Source organism: uncultured Ellagibacter sp., from assembly GCF_934643285.1.
GTDB lineage: Bacteria > Actinomycetota > Coriobacteriia > Coriobacteriales > Eggerthellaceae > Ellagibacter.
Map to the genome: position 1 here is coordinate 1 of NZ_CAKUBT010000029.1, position 15195 is coordinate 15195.

Annotated in this window: 14 protein-coding genes; 4 read left to right on the forward strand and 10 right to left on the reverse strand. The window is 61.3% G+C overall.

Features of this window, described 5'->3' with window-relative positions; all coding sequences use genetic code 11:
* Nucleotides 1-1439 (reverse strand): IMP dehydrogenase (locus Q0I65_RS08855; protein ID WP_296062606.1); only part of this gene is annotated, 1439 nt, incomplete at its 3' end.
* Nucleotides 1440-1655: 216 nt separating this feature from the next.
* Entirely contained in the window at nt 1656-3146 is a 1491-nt protein-coding gene (locus Q0I65_RS08860; RefSeq protein ID WP_296062608.1) for a lipopolysaccharide biosynthesis protein, read from the reverse strand.
* A gap of 121 nt (nt 3147-3267) precedes the next feature.
* On the opposite strand from Q0I65_RS08860, the gene Q0I65_RS08865 reads away from it, so the two are divergent.
* Nucleotides 3268-3411, forward strand: coding sequence for a hypothetical protein (locus tag Q0I65_RS08865; protein ID WP_296062611.1), 144 nt, complete (start codon nt 3268-3270; stop codon nt 3409-3411).
* Here the strand turns inward: Q0I65_RS08865 and ngr are convergent.
* On the reverse strand, nt 3408-4016 hold the full coding sequence (ngr, locus tag Q0I65_RS08870) for a nigerythrin (RefSeq protein WP_296062613.1): 609 nt from the start codon (nt 4014-4016) through the stop codon (nt 3408-3410). The genes Q0I65_RS08865 and ngr overlap by 4 nt on opposite strands.
* Before the next feature lie 225 nt (nt 4017-4241).
* On the opposite strand from ngr, the gene Q0I65_RS08875 reads away from it, so the two are divergent.
* Nucleotides 4242-5687, forward strand: a complete 1446-nt coding sequence (locus tag Q0I65_RS08875; RefSeq protein WP_296062616.1) for an aminopeptidase — start codon at nt 4242-4244, stop codon at nt 5685-5687.
* Between the two features lie 531 nt (nt 5688-6218).
* Here the strand turns inward: Q0I65_RS08875 and Q0I65_RS08880 are convergent.
* Nucleotides 6219-6761 (reverse strand): metallophosphoesterase family protein, encoded by a 543-nt coding sequence (locus Q0I65_RS08880; RefSeq protein WP_296062618.1) that lies wholly within the window; start codon nt 6759-6761, stop codon nt 6219-6221.
* A gap of 524 nt (nt 6762-7285) precedes the next feature.
* Here Q0I65_RS08880 and Q0I65_RS08885 point away from each other — a divergent pair.
* Together Q0I65_RS08885 and Q0I65_RS08890 are read left to right on the forward strand one after the other, a co-directional pair.
* A complete protein-coding gene (locus Q0I65_RS08885; RefSeq protein WP_158048917.1) occupies nt 7286-7735 on the forward strand; it encodes an Hsp20/alpha crystallin family protein in 450 nt (149 codons plus the stop codon).
* A gap of 173 nt (nt 7736-7908) precedes the next feature.
* The gene (locus tag Q0I65_RS08890) at nt 7909-8538 is read left to right on the forward strand and encodes an NUDIX hydrolase (protein ID WP_296062624.1); all 630 of its coding nucleotides are present in this window, start codon (nt 7909-7911) and stop codon (nt 8536-8538) included.
* 12 nt (nt 8539-8550) lie between these two features.
* Here the strand turns inward: Q0I65_RS08890 and Q0I65_RS08895 are convergent, their stop codons facing one another.
* The 6 genes from Q0I65_RS08895 to Q0I65_RS08920 form a co-directional block, all read right to left on the reverse strand.
* Entirely contained in the window at nt 8551-8844 is a 294-nt protein-coding gene (locus Q0I65_RS08895) for a YerC/YecD family TrpR-related protein (protein WP_158048874.1), read from the reverse strand.
* Between the two features lie 4 nt (nt 8845-8848).
* Nucleotides 8849-10438, reverse strand: a complete 1590-nt coding sequence (gene cimA / locus Q0I65_RS08900; protein WP_296062628.1) for a citramalate synthase — start codon at nt 10436-10438, stop codon at nt 8849-8851.
* Nucleotides 10439-10623: 185 nt separating this feature from the next.
* Nucleotides 10624-11115: a hypothetical protein gene (locus Q0I65_RS08905; RefSeq protein WP_296062631.1), complete on the reverse strand. Its 492-nt coding sequence runs from the start codon at nt 11113-11115 to the stop codon at nt 10624-10626.
* Between the two features lie 58 nt (nt 11116-11173).
* A complete protein-coding gene (locus Q0I65_RS08910; protein WP_276996357.1) occupies nt 11174-11392 on the reverse strand; it encodes a hypothetical protein in 219 nt (72 codons plus the stop codon).
* Between the two features lie 662 nt (nt 11393-12054).
* Nucleotides 12055-12843, reverse strand: coding sequence for an ADP-ribosylglycohydrolase family protein (locus tag Q0I65_RS08915; protein WP_296062638.1), 789 nt, complete (start codon nt 12841-12843; stop codon nt 12055-12057).
* Between the two features lie 182 nt (nt 12844-13025).
* Nucleotides 13026-15195 (reverse strand): carbohydrate-binding domain-containing protein (locus tag Q0I65_RS08920; protein ID WP_366513252.1); only part of this gene is annotated, 2170 nt, incomplete at its 5' end.

Sequence of the window (15195 nt, forward strand, 5' to 3'; positions counted from 1 at the left end):
CTGATCACCGTGAGCTTGGCCTTGTCCTGGAACTCGGGGATAGTGAGCGCGCCGCAGTTGCACATGGTCGACTTGATCTTGAGCAACGTGACCGCGATGTTGTCCTTGAGCGGGCCAGCGTAGGGCACGTAGGAATCGACGCCTTCCTCAAACGACAGGCTCTTCTTGCCACCCAGGTCGTAACGGCCCCAGTTGCGGGCGCGGGCGGAACCCTCGCCCCAGTATTCCTTCATGTAGGTGCCATTCACCATGACCTTGGCCGACGGGGACTCGTCGAAGCGCGCAAAGTAACGGCCGAGCATGACGAAGTCTGCACCCATGGCCAGGGCCAGTGAGATGTGGTGGTCGTAAACGATGCCGCCATCGGAGCAAATCGGCACGTAGATGCCGGTTTCCTTGAAGTACTCGTCGCGCGCCTTGGCAACCTCGATGGTAGCCGTCGCCTGACCACGGCCGATGCCCTTGGTCTCGCGCGTGATGCAGATGGAGCCGCCGCCAATGCCGATCTTCACGAAGTCCGCACCCGCCTCGGCCAAGAAGCGGAAGCCCTCGCCGTCTACAACGTTACCGGCGCCGATCTTCACGGAGTCACCGTAGTGCTCGCGCACCCACTCGATCGTCATCTTCTGCCAATCGGAATAGCCCTCGGAAGAGTCGATGCACAGCACGTCGGCGCCCGCCTCGACCAGCGCGGGAACGCGCTCGGCGTAGTCACGGGAGTTGATGCCGGCGCCCACGATGTAGCGCTTGTGGGCATCGAGCATCTCATTGGGGTTCGACTTATGGGAATCGTAGTCCTTGCGGAACACCATGTAGGCGAGCGTGTCGTCTTCGTTCACGAGCGGCAGCGAGTTCAGCTTGTGATCCCAGATGATATCGTTAGCAACCTTAAGAGAAGTGTCCGCCGGCGCCACAATCAGCTTCTCGCGCGGGGTCATGAACTCGGAAACCTTCTCGTCGCCGCTCATGCGGGAAAGGCGGTAATCGCGCTCGGTGACCACGCCGAGCAGCTTACCGTGCGCCGTACCGTCATCGGTGACGGGCATGGTGGAGTGGTCGGTGGCCTCCTTCAGCGCGACGACCTCATTGAGCGTCATGTCGGGGGAAAGGTTGGCGTCGGACTCGACGAACCCGGCCTTGTAATCCTTCACGCGCTTGACCATAGCGGCTTCTTGCTCGATGGTCTGATTGCCGTAGATGAAGGAAAGGCCGCCCTCGGTGGCAAGGGCCACGGCCATGTTGTCGTCGGAGACGGCGGCCATGATGGCGGACACCATCGGGATGTTCAGCGAAAGCGGGCACTCCTCTTCGCCCTTGCGATACTTGACGAGCGGCGTTTTCAGGCTGACCGACGCCGGAATGCACGTAGCAGGCGTGTGACCAGGCACCAAAAGATACTCGTTGAACGTGCGTGACGGCTCGTCATAGTAGTAAGCCATGGGGAATATGCTCCTTCGCGAACGGGGACGACTATAGTGTTGTTCGACATTATAGACACCCCGCCGCAGCTTGCGCAGGACGCAGCGGCGAAATACCTACGTTTTCGGAGAAATTCCCCAGCCCTTAACGCGGCAGCAGGAGAAGGCGACGCGGAGTGCGAGGAGAGCTTTGAGACGGGAGCTTGGAGAAAGCGGGGCGGGCGCCTGAGACTCCACTTACCGGCGCGGCGCGCGCGGAGAGCGCGGCTTGGCGGAGGCGCCGCGGGAACGACGTTGGCGCGAAGACCCCTCGCGCGCGGCAGAAGCATCTTCCGTCGGCACGACGCGCCCGACCACGCGCGTTGCGTGCGCGGCGGCCGCCTGCTTGTCGCGCTCGGCCAAAGCCATGCGAACCTTCCCGTACTCCCAAACCAGAAGCACGAGCAGGATGCACATCACGATGAGGTACCCGATGATGGCGCCCGGCAGCCCCGTGAAGTTCACCAGCAGAATCGGGACGAAAAGCGAGAACCCGAACGTGATCAGGTAAAGCTTCGTCACTGTACGCTGCTGGCGCAGCACCGTGACCACCTGATAGAGGAAGTCGATGCAGGCAGTGACGCCGCCGGCAGCGAGCATGATGAACACAAGCCCGCGGAACTGCTCGAAATCCACACCGTAGAGGAAGCTCATGATCGTGATGCCGACCCAGCCCATGATGAGAGCCATCACGACGGTGATGCCCACGATCACCGCCACGATCACGACGATGATCATGTCGAAGCGCTTGCGCTTCTCGGGATCGGCCCACACGGCGGCCATCTTCACGAGCATCGGCTTGTAGATGAGCTGCGCGGTGAGCAGAATGCCCATAGCCGGGAAGTAGAGCACGTTGTAGTAGAGCTGATTGTCGTAGGAAAGCACGCCTTCCATGACGAACCTGGGCATGTTGTCGATGAGCGAGTAGAGGAACAGCGCGACGAACAACGGGGCGCACTGCTTGAAAAGCGCGACGACGCTGTCGAAGCTCGCACGCGCCGACGTGGGCGTTTCCCAGATTGCGAGCGGCAAAGTGAGCACGATGAACGAAATGCCCGCGGCAACGGCCATCGCGATGCAGGAGACGCTGACGCTGCGCGTGACGAACAGTGCGACGGAGAACACCACGAGCACGAGCACCGAGCGGAATGCCTGGGAGATGCCCGCGAGATAGAGCTTGTCCTTCTGCTGAAGGCGGCCCTCGTAGACATCGGCTAAGCCATCGACCATCTTGTAGACGTATACGCCCATGCTGATCGTGAACATCTCGTCCGCATAACCCCTGATGGCGCAATACATCCACCCGACGATGAGCATCGCCGCGCAGGTGAGCCAGCGGTTGAGCTGATAATCCGAGAACGAGTGCGCCTCGTCCAGGTCGGAAATCTGGTAGGTGCGCACGCCGTAGTTCGCGAGGATCATGAGCAGCGACCCTGTGACAAAGGCGAGCGAGAACATGCCGGCGAGCTCCACGCCCGCGAGCTGCGTCACCACGATGGTGAGGACGGGGAACACCATGCCCCATGCGCTCGTGCCGAGCGTGTTGCAAATATAGTCGCGCGTCGTGCGGTGCGAGGCGTACTCGGCCGGCTGGTCGGCAAGCTCGCCTTCCGTCACCGCGCCCAGAAGGCGATTGCACCACCCGTTGACGGCGCGTGTAAGGAAAAATTTATTCGGGTCGAATGCCATGGAATCGCGCGTGCTGTCCCTTCGTGTCGTGTCTCATCCAAGGATTATAGAGTCGCTCTTCCGACGGGTTGCAATTTGCACAGAAAGTGAAGAAGCCGAGCCCCGAAGGACTCGGCTTCGCATGTTTCACGTGGAACGCGCCGAAGCGCACTCGCATGATGCTGCGGCGGTCGGCTCACATTCCGCAACCGCGCAGAAGACGCTCGCCTTCCGCGATGCGCGGGGATCGCTCACCGCAAGCCGCGCACATCACCGCGAGGACTAGAAGCGCTGGAACTTCGCCTTCGGAACGCCGCAGATCGGGCACTTCTCGAAGTCGTCGCCCTTGTGGATATAGCCGCAGCCCGGGCAGAGGTAGTACGCGTCGTCATCGGCGGCGTCGATGTTGTTGTACGCCTCGAGATACTTCTCGGCATGGACGGCCTCGGCAAGCTTTGCCCTGGTGAACACCTTAACAGCCTTGGCGTGGCCCTCTTCCTGCGCCTTCTTGATGAAGGTGGGGTACATGTCGGAGGTCTCGAAGATCTCGCCGTTGGCGGAGGCGATCAGGTTAAGGTCGATGGCTTCGGGAGCCGGAGCCTCGGCGGTCGGGCGGGTGTAGGAGGGATCTTCGGCCTCCACGAGGGAAGCTTCGAGGTTGATGTGGATCTGCTCGGCAGCAGAAGTTGCCTCCCACAGACGTGCGAGCTGGTCGAAGCCCTGCTCTTTGGCGGCCTTGGCGAAGGCGGCGTACTTGGCGGAAGCGCCGGTCTCGCCCGCAACGGCGGCCTTCAGGTTCTCGAGCGTGGTGCCCGCCTTGGTGGCGGCGTTGGCGACAGCGTTGAAGTTGCTGGAGTTCTCAGCGGTGGGAAGTTCGGTACGAAGGTTCATAATGTGCCCCTCTCAATTGTTCTTGTTGCTTGTTTTGTTAACCTCGTCTTATTGAGAACTTATCTCAATAAGGAACTATAGCAAGTTGCCGAACCTCATGCAAGTTGCCTTCTCGCATTCCCCGCCGCAATTCGCAGAACGTTCACATCCGCCGAGGCACGGGCGTCGTGCACTATAATTGGCCGCATCACGATACGCCTTGGGCAACACGAAAGGTCGAAGGACATGGAACACGAAGTAGCTTGGAAGAAGTACGACGAGGTGGACCTCGAGGCCCTCGAAGGCCTGGCCAGCAACTACATCGACTTCATTTCGGAGAACAAAACCGAGCGCCGCTGCGCCGCAACCGCCATCCGCATGGCCGAGAAAGCGGGCTACATCTCGCTCGCCGACGCCGTCCGCGAGGGGCGCGCGCTTTCCGCGGGCGACAAGGTGTGGGCACATTCCCACGGCAAGGCGCTCATCCTGGTGCAGCTGGGAAGCAAGCCCCTGAGCGAGGGTATGAACATTCTGGGCGCGCACATCGACAGCCCCCGCCTCGATTTGAAGCAGAATCCGCTCTACGAGAGCAACGGGTTCGCTCTTCTCGACACGCACTACTACGGCGGCATCAAGAACTATCAGTGGGTCACGCTCCCGCTCGCCATGCACGGCATCATCGCCAAGAAGGACGGCACGGTCGTGGACATAAACGTGGGCGACGACGAGGGCGATCCCGTTTTCTGCGTGTCTGACCTGCTCATTCACCTTGCAAGCCAGCAGATGGACAAGAAGGGCAACAAGATCGTCGAGGGCGAGGACCTCGACATTCTCATCGGCAACCGCCCGCTTTCCCTCAAGGGTGAGGACGCGGAAGGCGAAGACGCGAGCGAGGGCGGCGAGGGCGCGAAGAACAAAGACGCCGCGAAGGAGCCGGTGAAGGCGTTCGCGCTGAAGCTTCTAGCCGACAAGTACGGCATCGAGGAGGCCGACTTCCTTTCCGCGGAAATCGAGATGGTGCCGGCGGGGCGCGCCCGTGAGCTTGGCTTCGATCGCAGCATGGTCATCGGCTACGGGCAGGACGACCGCGTGTGCGCCTACACCTCGCTCATCGCGCAGCTCGAGGCGCCGGCGGATTTGGCGAAGACGGCCGTCACCGTGCTCGTCGACAAGGAGGAGATCGGAAGCGTCGGCGCGACCGGCATGGCATCGAACTTCTTCGAGAACACCATCGCCGAGATCATGGAGCTTGCCGGTGAAGGCGGTATGCTCCCGCTACGACGTGCGCTTTCCGCGTCGAGCATGCTCTCCTCTGACGTGTCGGCCGGCTTCGATCCCGCCTACGCGAGCGTCTTCGAGCCGAAAAACGCCGCGTTTCTCGGGCGCGGGCTCGTGTTCAACAAGTACACGGGCGCACGCGGGAAAAGCGGCAGCAACGACGCGAGTGCGGAATACGTGGCGCGCGTGCGTCGCGTGATGGATGACGCGGGCGTGTCATTCCAAACCGCTGAACTGGGCAAAGTCGATGCAGGTGGTGGCGGAACGATTGCATATCTGCCCGCGAAGTACGGCATGGACGTCATCGACTCGGGCGTTGCCGTGCTTTCCATGCACGCGCCTTGGGAAGTGACAAGCAAGGCCGACATCTACGAGGCCTACAAGGGTTACCTGGCATTTTTGAAGAACGCGTAAAGGCGAGAAGACGGTCGACAGCTGGCGACCGCGCCCCGTAGAGCGAGGGGCCAGGCGAGCCGAGCGGGCGCAAGTCGTGGGCGTGAAGCAATGGCCTTGCCGCCAGGTGCCCCACGTCCGCGGGGGGGGGTGCAGCGGCGCTTTTGCAGTAACCACGATTCCGCTAAAGTCGGCCTTCATTCGCCCGGGAATAATTCTCAATTGTTCAATAAAATGCCCTCGGAGGAGCACACCCCCGAGTTCGTGGTCAGTTGGACGAGTTGTGCGACGTTTCGATCGCGGAAAGTCGGCGTTTTCGCGCTCCAGGAAGCCGGATGGGAAGCCCTTGCCGGCGAAAGCCCTGGTCGCGATTTTTCCACGCGAGCGCAAGGAGAGAAGCAGGGGCGCACAACTCGCTCAGTTGACCACGAACTCAGGGATGTACTACAGGAGTGAGGCAAATCGCCCGACCCCGTCCCGTTCGTGGGCCCCGGCGGGCCCCGCCCCGCGCGCTTTCGCCGCAAAGCCCCGAGGGCGGGAAAGCGGCAGGCCTTACGCGAAGTCGTGGCGCAGCACAACCGCGCCGCAGTGGCAACCGCGCGTGGTCCGCTCAACCCAGGCGCGCAGGATGCGGCCCTCCCAAACGTCGATCTTCGCCACGCATTGCGGGAATCCCCCGCGGGGGTTGGTGGGCGAACCGGGGCAAAGCAGCAGGTCGGCAGGGCGCGCCTCCTTCCCCACCACGATTTCGGGCACATGGGTATGCCCATGAATGCACACGTTCGGCAGCGGATCGCCCGGCGCAAGCGCGCCCGACCCCGCAAACGTGATGCGCGCATCCCTCGGGTAATGCGCCACGAGGAAGCGCACGCCGTCGATGACGGGCCGGGCGTAGCGGCACACCGAGGTGCCATACTCATTGAAGTCGTTGTTGCCGAGCACGGCAGTCACGGGCGCAAGCGTTTGCAGATCGCGGATTATCTCGGGGCTGCAGATGTCACCCGCATGGATGATATGCTCGCAATCAGCGAGTGCATTGAATGCCTCAACAGGCAAAACGCCATGCGTATCGGAAATCACGCCGATTCGAGCCATGCCACACCCCGCTTCCTTTCGCCCCTTGCTCCCCAAAGCATACTCGTTTGATGAGCGCTCGAGAATACCTGTTCGCGATTGCAATGCGAAACGGGTCTCGCCGCTATCGCGGCACAGGTTGGAATGACGGAGGAAACCCAAGATGCGAAGCGCACGTCAAGACGTGGAAGGGGGCGCAAACGGCGTGCTGAGAGCGAGCGAACAACCTGCCCCTTCCCCTTCTCTTCGGCGTCGCCTTACGATTATCTAAGCGTTATTCACTCAAGTTACCTTCTAGCAAATGTGTCAGGTTTGTGACGAACTGGCACTCTCAATTGACGAGTGCTAACGAGGAGTCTATAACGATAGTCGAACCAAGAAGGGACGCCGAGAAGAAGCGAAGGCAAGGCGCCGCAGGGTTTTAGCCCACTGCAGGCGGGCAAGGCAACGTTGCCGCCCACCGCTAAAGCGAGCGAACAACCGCGACAGCAGGTTTCCGCCGATTCCCAAAACAGAGCGCCCCCCGTTATTAGGAGATGACAATGATGACCATGCTTATGCCGACTCGTAGGAATTTCTTTAATGACCTGATGGCCGATCCGTTCGACGCGTTCTTCAACACCCCGTTCACCCCGGCGCCGAAGTCTTCCTCCACGCTGATGCGCACCGACATCAAGGAGCATGACGACGGTTTCGAAATGACCATCGATCTGCCTGGATTCAAGAAGGAAGACGTTCAGGCCGAGCTTAAGGACGGCTACCTCACCGTAAACGCCGAGACCAAGACCGAGACCTCTGAAGGCGACGAGAAGAAGGGCACCTGGGTACGCAAGGAGCGCTTCGAGGGCAAGTGCAGCCGTACGTTCTATGTAGGCGAGGATGTCAAGGAAGAGGACATCAAGGCTCGCTTCGAGAACGGCACGCTCGTGATCGACGTCCCCAAGCCGCAGCCGCAACCCAAGCTTGAGGAGAAGAAGACCATCGCCATCGCGTAGCCTTTCCCCTCTCGATTTTCCTTTCCCTCTCTTTTTTCTCCGATTGACGCCGGGCGCGTCCGATAAGCCCAGCGCGAAAGCCCGTAAGGATCCTCCCCTTGCGGGCTTTCTTTTTCTCGCCCCGCACCTGGTGTATCATGGCGCCGAGCAACGATGTGGCAAAGGATGGGCAGATGAACGCAACAACGACTCGCGGCATTCCGCGACTGAAGAATATCGAGCAGGTCAGCGAAGGATGGATCAACAAGTACATCCTCACCTACGAGCTGCCCGACGGCACCGACTACGTGTACGAGAGCACATCGCGCAAGAAGCTGGAAGCATACCGCGCGGGCCTTATGGCGAACGCCCGCGGCGAGGCGCCCCGCGTAGACGCCGTTTGCATCGTGGGCGAAACGCGCGAAGGCACGCTGCTCATGATCCGCGAGTTCCGCTATCCCTTGAATTCCTGGTGCATCGCGTTCCCTGCAGGATTGAAGGAACCTAACGAGAGCATCCGGGAATGCGTCGACCGCGAGCTGCGCGAGGAGACGGGATACCGCCTGCGCTCCGACGTCGATGAGCCCGTCCGCCTTTTGCCCCAGGCGGGATTCTCGTCGACAGGGCTGACCGACGAGGCAATCCAGATTGTATTTGCCCAGGTGGAGAAGGCAGGCGATGCGCAACCGGAGGAAAGCGAGCTCATAGCGCCCTTCCAGCTTCCCCTAAGCGACGTGCGCCGGTTTCTCGACGAGAACACGACGCTCATCGGGACGCGCGCCCAGCTCATCTTGGAAGTGTTCGCCGCACGCGCCGAGCGCTAGGAGGTTTACGGGCTATTCTTTCTTGTCACCAAGCGCTTCGAGTGCGGCGGCGTAACCGCCCGACCCGTAAGAGAGGCACTTCGACACGCGGGCGATGGTCGTCGCCGAGGCGCCTGTTGCCTCCTCGATCGCGGAATAGGGCTTACCCGAAGAGAGCAGACGGGCCACAGCCAAACGCTGCGAGGTTTCGCGAATCTCGCGAATCGTGAACAAGTCCTCGAGCAGGGCAAACACCGTATCGTTATCGTTTAACTTGGCGAAGACGGACAGCAGGTTCTCGACTTCGGGGGTTCTCAACTCGCTCATTTCACTACCCTTCTGCTCGTATGAGGCCATACTCGATGGAATCGACAAGCGCGTTCCACGATGCCTCGATGATGTTCTCGCTCACACCGACCGTGCCCCAGCTGCCGCGCTTGTCACTCGTCGTGATGATGACGCGCGTCGTAGCGCTCGTGCCGGCGCCTTCCTCGTCCAAGATGCGCACCTTGTAGTCGGTGAGCTCCATGTTCGCCACCTGGGGCAGGTACTCCGTGATGGCCATGCGAAGCGCTGCGTCGAGTGCGCCGACGGGGCCCGTGCCCTCGCCCGTGGCGACGATTCGGCGATCGCCCACATGGATCTTGACCGTGGCCTCGCTCGCCGCGTCCTTCGCGAGAGCGCCCGTGTCTTCCCGATCGTCCACGATGACGCGGAAACTCTCCAGCCTGAAATGGGGCTCGTACAAGCCGAGGTGCCGCCTGATCAGCACCGCGAGCGATCCGTCAGCCACCTCGTAGGAGTAGCCGTGCGCTTCGCGTGCCTTCACATCGTCCAAAATCGCTTGAAGTGTGCGCGCGTCGCCCGAAAGATCGATTCCCAGGCTCTTGGCCTTCGCGGCAAGCGACGCCTTGCCCGCAAGTTCGCTCACAAGCATCCGCGTCGCGTTGCCGACGTTTTGGGGGCTCGTGTGCTCGTAGGCTTCCGGGAAGCGCGCGATGGCGCTCGCATGGAGGCCGCCCTTGTGCGCGAACGCCGAGGCGCCCGTGTAGGGATGGTGCGCGGGAACGGACAGGTTGCACGTTTCGGCTACGAACTGGGCGGTCCGCGTGAGATCGCGCAGGTTGTCGGAGCCGACGCAGTGGAGCCCCATCTTGAGCTCCATGTCGGCGATGACGGTGAGCAGGTCGGTGTTGCCCACGCGCTCGCCTATGCCGCCGACAGTGCCCTGCACCTGCAGCGCACCCGCACGGACAGCGGAAAGCGCATTGGCCACCGCACAGCCGGAATCGTCGTGACAGTGAATGCCCAGCTGCTGATCGGGAAGCGCACGCGCAACGACGCCGACTATCTCCTCCACCTCGAAGGGAAGCGCGCCGCCGTTCGTCTCGCAAAGATCGATGGAGTCGGCACCGGCCTCGCTTGCCGCGCGGATGCACGCGAGCGCGTAGTCGGGATTGGCCTTGTAGCCGTCGAAGAAGTGCTCGGCGTCGAACACGACGGTAAGCCCGTGGGCCTTCAGATACGCGACCGAGTCGGCGATCATGCGCAGGTTTTCCTTGAGCGTGGTCTGCAACGCGCGCGTGACCTGGGCATCCCATGTTTTCCCCACGATGGTTGCCACAGGAGCGCCGCACTCGACGAGGTCGGCGAGCCCTTGATCTTGATCGGCCGGCGTGCCCTTCTTGCAGGTGGACCCGAACGCGGCGATGCGCGCATGGGCAAGCGGCATCTCCTTCACGCGGCGGAAGAACTCGATGTCCTTCGGGTTCGACGCGGGGAAACCGCCCTCGATGAAATCGATGCCGAACGCGTCGAGCCGCTCCACAATGCGCAGCTTGTCGTCGAGTGAAAGCGAGATGCCCTCGCACTGCTCGCCGTCGCGCAATGTGCAGTCGTATGTGAAGATGTGCTGAGCCAAACCTCGCCTCTTCCCAGCGAAAACGCCGATTGAATAGTCGTTCATCCACGGGCTATTCTACTCCAACAGACTAGAGCGGAAGAGCGCTTTTCGGGGAAGATTCCGCCGTCAAACACGAAGTGCGATTGAGCTGGCTATACCGCCCGCCGACCCGACTCATAGGCGCGGACGGATGCGTTTGGCGCTTACCTCGATCCACCGCCACCAAGCCCGATGAGCAGGTAGAGAATCCAACCTGCGGCAATGATGCCGTACCTAGCCTTTTTGCTCATGTCTTCCTTGTTCAGCATGATAATCGTGAGCGGAACGGGGAAAATGCAAATCCACCCCAGAACCCACAACCACGTTTTGCGCTTCTTCGGGGGCTCTTGAGGGGCCGGCTGGCAGGATGCCTGCTGGGGTTGGGGAGGGACTTGGGGCTGGAAAGTTGGCTGGGAGGCTGGTTGATAGCAGACTTGCTGAGGTTGGGAAGATACCTGCGCCGCTTCCGCTTGAGCCCTTTGACGACCCTTCTCGAATTCGTACCCAGCCTTCTCTGCCCCGTCGAGCTGGACTTTCTGAATCTCGTCATCGACTGGCAGGGCGGCACCGCAATAGCTGCAGAAAGCCATTTTCCTATCCATGTCGACTTCAAGCCGGGCGCCGCAGCCTGGGCAGGTAAGGTTGACGATCTTCACGAGAATCCCTTTCGTATCACGAGCTCCGAGACGAAAATCAGGAAATCGAGCACCAGCTTCATTGCGAACCGTTCTCACTTCTTTCCCTGTCCTCGCGAATGAGCCGCTTCAGGTATGACGACATGCTTTCCTCTCGATTCCTCGCGAATTCGTACAAATCGTAATCGGGCGGAAAGAAATTGCACTGGATTTTCTTCTGCTTCGCCTTCTTGTACTTGTTTTCCGCCGCGCGCTGCGCATCGGTGCGCTTCACGGCACGCTTCTTCGGTTCCGGCATCGCAAACCCTCCCTAGAAAAACGGCGAAGTCGGGGTTCTCCCGCACGTTCGGGGAGACACCTGCGGAGGGCGTTGGCCCCAGGGCCCGCGCGCTGAGATTGCCGCGCGGGGAGCGCTTAATGACTCGCTACCTCTTCGCCGCGCCCTTTGTTGGGTTCACTATACTCAGCCCGCAGTGATTGCATGTCCCCACCATAGTACAGGTGCGAAAACCGTCCGTTTGGCACGCATCGTCCCTGAATGGAGTTATAGCGGCCGCCCTGTACGACGGCATGAAAGAAGCCCTCCAGTTGCTCATGTTTTGACGACGACGACAACTAAAGGGCTAAACCGTCTCGCCGCGTACCTTCGCGGCGGGATGCCAGGTCCAGCATACCACGGAAAGCATGGGTAGCGCGCTGCGAAGCAGAGATCGGCCGACCCCACGAGCGCCCCAACCTGCCAGAAATCGGGCGGTTTTCATCAACGAGCGGCCCTTAGGAGGCGATCTTCGCGCCCTGCGGCAGGTCACCACAAGGGATGCGCAAGGATAAGGCCAGGTCAGCGAATACCAGCGTACGAGTCGCCTTCCCCGACTCCCCCCGTTCGCTCCCAGAGATGATGAAGAGTGCCCGATTTCTGGCATGTCCCCCTCCCGAAACGCGCACCTTGCCAGGTCGGCCTCAGAATAGGCAGCGCTCGATGACGTCCTTGCCCCTGAGGACTTCAAGCCATTCGGCGGGTATTCCGTCCATCCCGTAGAGTATGCCGGCGAGCGCACCGGCGACGGCACCCGTCGTGTCGGTATCGTCGCCAAGGTTGACGGCAAGGAGCACGCAGTCGCGATAGCTCGCTGTGTTGGCAAGACACCACAGCGCCGCCTCGAACGTATGGCGCACGTAACCACTTGAGCGAATGGCTCCTCGGGACTTATCCGGATCGACGCCGTAAGCCAAGGCCACTTCCCTCGCCTGCTTGCCCGAGATAAGGAAGCGGGCGGCGCCGACCATCCCTACGCAGGCCTCGGTCGACGTAGCGTGAGCATGCGTGATGGCAGACACGGCCCGCACCTCATTGTCGGTGGCATCGGTGAAGGCCAGTGGCACGGTTCGCATGAGAGAGCCGTTGCCGTTATCGCGCTCGCCGGAAAGACCGTGGCCAAGCCTTAAGGCCGTGGCAGTAGCGTTGCCGATGTCGAACAGCCCGTCGCAGGAATACGCGCCATCCCGATACCAAGCGAGAAACTTCTCGCGAATGTCGACGACATCGATACGCCCCAGTTCACGATAGCTATCGCATATCGCGAGGGCCATCGACGTGTCGTCGCTCCATGTGCCCGGCGGCTGGTTGTGCGTGCCGTAACCGACCATACCGATACACTCGAACGTATCGCGAGGCATGAACTCGTAGGGCACGCCCAGGGCATCGCCAACGGCCTGACCGTAGATGCAGTCTCGAAGCATTGCAACCATGATGAGCTCGCTCGCTTTCCTTCGCGCCTTCTGTTGCGCCCACTATACCCAATTCGGAGACGTCGTATGTCCTGACCATAGTACAGATACGGGAAATTGCGCTCCTTTGCACTCGCAGGGAGGCTGATTGCACAAGCGTCCCAACCTGCCGGAAATTCGAGAAGGGAGCGGCAATGGAATGGTTACCTCGCGACGCCAACTGCGCCAGGCCCCGATCCCATGCCTTCTACGCTCGATGAAGGCGTGGTGCTCGCGGTTGCAGAAATCGAGCTACCGCCCGTAACGGTCCCGGAATCGGTATAGCCATGCGCATCCGCGTTCGTCAACACTCCGCCTATCACCAGGGTATATTCCCCGCCCTCGGTAAACTTGGGGCTGCTTGCCAGCACCATGCCGAATTGCTTGGTGGCTGTTATCGACGCAATCACGCTGCCGTTTGCGTCCACGATCGCGACCGTATCGCCCGCGCTGCCGCTCACGTTCGCGGTGTAGAGAAACGGCTGCGTGCCGCTCGAGAAACTCTGCGCCATGCGCGATGAGCCGATCATGAGCACCGTACCACCCGAAACGGTCGCCTCGCTATCGTAGTCAAACGCGCCATCGCCATCGTTCGACGGGCCGTTGACGAGCACCGTGCCGCCCGCGATCTCCACGCCGCCGTTGCTGTCGATGGAATCTCCCGTCGAGTCGAGCACGAGCGTTCCGCCGTTGATCTGGATAAGGCAGTCGGAAGAACCTGCGCCAGGGGCACCGCCCTGATTGCCAGCATCCTGGGGAGAGCCACCTTGGCCGCCCTGGGGAGCATCGCCCTGGCTGCCAGCCTCCTGAGAGGGCCCGCCTTCACCTTGCATGCCGCCTTGGTCACCCCGCAGTGCGTCACCTTGGGCCGCTTCGCCTTGCGGGGTGCCGTTCTGAGCCTGCTCCTCGCCCTGCCCCTGGGCACTGTCTTGTGGAACCTGGCCACTCCTCGCTCCACCCTGGTCACCGCCTTGGAAGCTGCCACCATCCGCAGGACTTCCACCCGCTGCTGGCCCGCCTTCGCCTGGCGTTTTTCCATTGACAGCAATACCGTCCTCGCCAGGAGCGCCACTATCATTAGCTTCCTCGTCATCGTCCGAGCTATCCGACAGATCGGCAGCGCTTGCGTTGACCGCGTCATCTGACGCCACGATGGAAGTATCGCCACCGTTCACGTATACTTTTTCGGCCTCGAGGCCTTCATAGCAGCTGGTCACGTTAATGGTGCCATCGTCGACCGCAAGCTCGGTTTCCGCATGGAAAGCGTCATCGCCCGCGCTCACCGTGAAGTCACCGCCCGCAATCGCCATCTGCAAGTCGGAATGGAACGCGTCATCAGCCGAGGTCACACTGAACGTTCCGCCCGTGATGCCAATATAGGTTTTCGCCTGCACCGCGTCGTCGCCCGCATTGATTGAGAAGGTGTCGCCCGTAATGCTCACGAAGCCCTGCGTCGCCTTGGTGTCCTTGTTCGATTTGATGCCGTCGCCTCCCGCCACCAGGCTGAACGAGCCGTCAGCAATCTTCACGCAATCGCGGCCGCGCAGGCAATCCTCGACCGCCGTCACGTTCAGGGTGCCGCCTGTGACGACCAAGTCGTCCTTCGAGCAGATGCCGTGGCGATAATTCGCTGCGACGTTGAGAGTCCCCGTGCCGTTGATGGTGAGGTCGCAGCGGCAAAAGAGCGTCGCGTACGGCTCATCGGAGTCATCTTCGAGCGTGTAGTCGGTGCCGTCGGAAAGCGAGTTTTGCGTACCATTGGCCAAGGTCACGAAGCATTTATCGGCGTTTTTCGCATAGATTGCGGGGTTGTTCTCGTTGTGGATAGTCGCCCCCGCAAGTACCAGCTGAACCTTCGCGTCATCAGACGCGTCTACCACGATCTGCCCCGATGAAAGCTCGCCTGAGATAATGTAGGTTCCTTCCGATGAGATGGTCACCGTCGAGCCATCGACTGCGGCGCCCGAGCCGTCAACGCTCGCAGACGACCCCGAAAGCGTGATGCGCGTGGCAGAAGCCTCATCGTAGCTTGCGTCCAGATCGCGCTTCGAATAGTCCAGGTCAAGAGCCGAAACATCGAAGGCTGCGGCAACGTCTTCAAAGGCGGAAGACTCCGAGTCGGCCGTTGCGGCAGCATCGTTCGACACTGCAGAAGAAGACCCTGCGCCCGCGCAACCGCTCAACCCCGCAAGCGAGAAAGCAAGCACAGCGGCGATACAGAGCGCAGCAAGGCGCCTCATACGACCCGACCTGGCCCCTTCGGCGGCGCCCACAAAGCGAGTTCCGCAGCGAAGCGAGGACTGCCTGAGCGACTGGGCGTTGCCGGAGGGGCCG